Annotated in this window: 1 protein-coding gene; it reads left to right on the top strand. The window is 33.0% G+C overall.

Going from position 1 to position 2,358, the window contains the following annotated elements; translation table 11 throughout:
* Positions 1-308: 308 nt before the first annotated feature.
* Positions 309-2,358, top strand: a 2,050-nt coding sequence (locus tag Q0921_RS24880) for a right-handed parallel beta-helix repeat-containing protein (protein WP_299261862.1), incomplete at its 3' end; no start/stop codon positions are given.

Below are 2,358 nucleotides of genomic sequence, written 5' to 3'. Positions count from 1 at the left end.
ATGAATCATTGATTATTTCAGATATGGCATCTGGGCTTTATATTTTATCAGTATTTGGTAAGGATAAAGTACAGTTCATTAAAGATTAAATCGAATAGCATCTTATTGTTTTGAATTAGGATAATACTCACTAGTAGTTAAATGTTTAATTACTAGTGAGATATGTCTATGTTCAGTCTTTCAATAAAGTCATATATAATTACAAGTTAATCTAATTCTAATAAAATATTTCTGATTAGTAAAAAATGTAAACTTGGAAATATTTAATGCGATTAGATTTCATAATTAAACCAACTCAACAATTAACAATGAAAAATAATCAAACTCTTAAAACCCTTTTTCGAAAATGTATATGGATACTTTTATTTGTATTTGTGTCTTCATTACACGCGAAAAATATTTATGTTTCTAAAAATGGAAACAACGCAAATCCAGGGACACAATCAGAGCCCTACAAAACTATAGCAAAGGCTTCTTCAATAGCACAACCTGGTGATATCATTATTATTGGAGAAGGAACCTATGAAGAGTTATTACAACCTGCTAGATCAGGAATTGCAGGAAATCCTATTACTTATAGGGCTAAAGCAGGAGAAAAAGTAATTATTACAGCAATGCAAGTTGTAAATAATTGGACAAAAGATCAAGGTAATATTTATAAAGCAACTGTCAACTGGGATTTAGGTCAAGACAATATGGTTCTCCATAATGATAAACTCATGGATCTTGCAAGATGGCCCAATAATGTAACTCAAAATTTATTTGACCGCGATTATCTACCCGCATGTAATAGAGGTGCTGCGGGAGGTGGAAAAACATGGATGAACTATAATGGGAGTCAATCAAATGGTCATGCAAATAGAATTCCTCATGCCAATAAATGGAAAAACGGAGGATCTATTCATTTTTATGGTGGAGCAGGATTTTTAGCTTGGACTGATTATATAACGAGTTCGACTTCTAATAGAATTGATTTCAAATTACAAAGAGCACAAAATTGGATCCAGCTGAGGCATCATCCTGGATATACGGGTCATGGTATTAAAAAAGGAGAATTTTTTCTTCAGGGAATTAAAGAAGCATTGGATTACAAGAACGAGTGGTTTTATAATAAAAGTACTAAAACACTTTATGTTCAAATTGAAGGAGGAGGTTTACCAGTTAATAACTCTATTCGTTTTAGAAGAAGAACCCAGGCAATTAAACTGAATAAAAATTATATCCACGTTGAAGGTTTAGCTGTTTTTGGAGGGTCAATTGACATAAGTGGTAATAACAATAAATTATATAAAGTATCTAGCTTTTATGGTAATCATACATTAGGTGTGATTAATGGATTTGACTCTGGACGACAAAGTTTATTGATGACTGGTAATAACAACACCATAGAGAGATGCGAAGTCGCTTGGGGTGCCGGTAATGGAGTTTATGACAAGGGAAATGATAATAAGTTGTTAAATTCTTATGTTCATGATTTTAATTATTTAGGGAATTATGATTGTGTATTAAACACTCGAGGAGCGAAAAGAGGTAAGTACAGAAATAATACATTGACTAGAGCTGGAAAAGATGTTATTCAGGCTTATGTTGATGGAGGTGAATTTGCTTATAATGATATTAGTCTGAATAATTTTGTCGCTGACGATGGTGGATTACTATACACAACTAATGCTAGAGCCACTAAATCATCTATTCATCATAATACATTTCATGATTCGCAAGCAAGAAATGGTCGATTTAAGGGGACAGGAATTTATTTAGATAATGATTCTAAAAACTGGGATGTTCACCATAATGTGGTTTGGAATACTCAATGGACGAATATTCAAATTAATTGGAATGGAACAAATCTAAATATCTTTAACAATACTTTCGCTAAAGGCTCTGCTACGATGGGAGCTTGGCATAAAGAAGGAACAGCTTTTTCAAATGTTAAAGTTTGGAATAATATTACAGATAAGGAAGCTGTAGATCAGCAAGGAAATCAAGAAAGTGAAAGTACCTGGGAGCCGCAATCAAATAAACAGAATAACTTAGTTAGTAAAAGTTCATTTAAGAACTACGGTAATAATGACTATACACTAAAAGCAGGGGCTCAGGCTATAGATTATGGGCGAGTAATTAATAGTTTTACAGATGGGTATCAAGGAAGTAAACCTGATGCAGGGGCTTATGAATTCGGTATCGCTCCTTTTAGAACAGGAATTAACTGGAATCCCGTTTTAGGTCCTGCAGGTACTGGTTGTTATGGACTACCTGGTGAGGATTGTAATGATATTACTATTCCTGATGAGATAGCATTTGTAAATGCAGCAACATCAATTCAACCTCAAACCTCATATGAGTTTGATATTAAAT

Source organism: uncultured Aquimarina sp., from assembly GCF_947496855.1.
In the GTDB taxonomy this organism is placed as follows: Bacteria; Bacteroidota; Bacteroidia; order Flavobacteriales; family Flavobacteriaceae; genus Aquimarina.
This window is presented reverse-complemented; position numbering and strand designations above follow the sequence as displayed.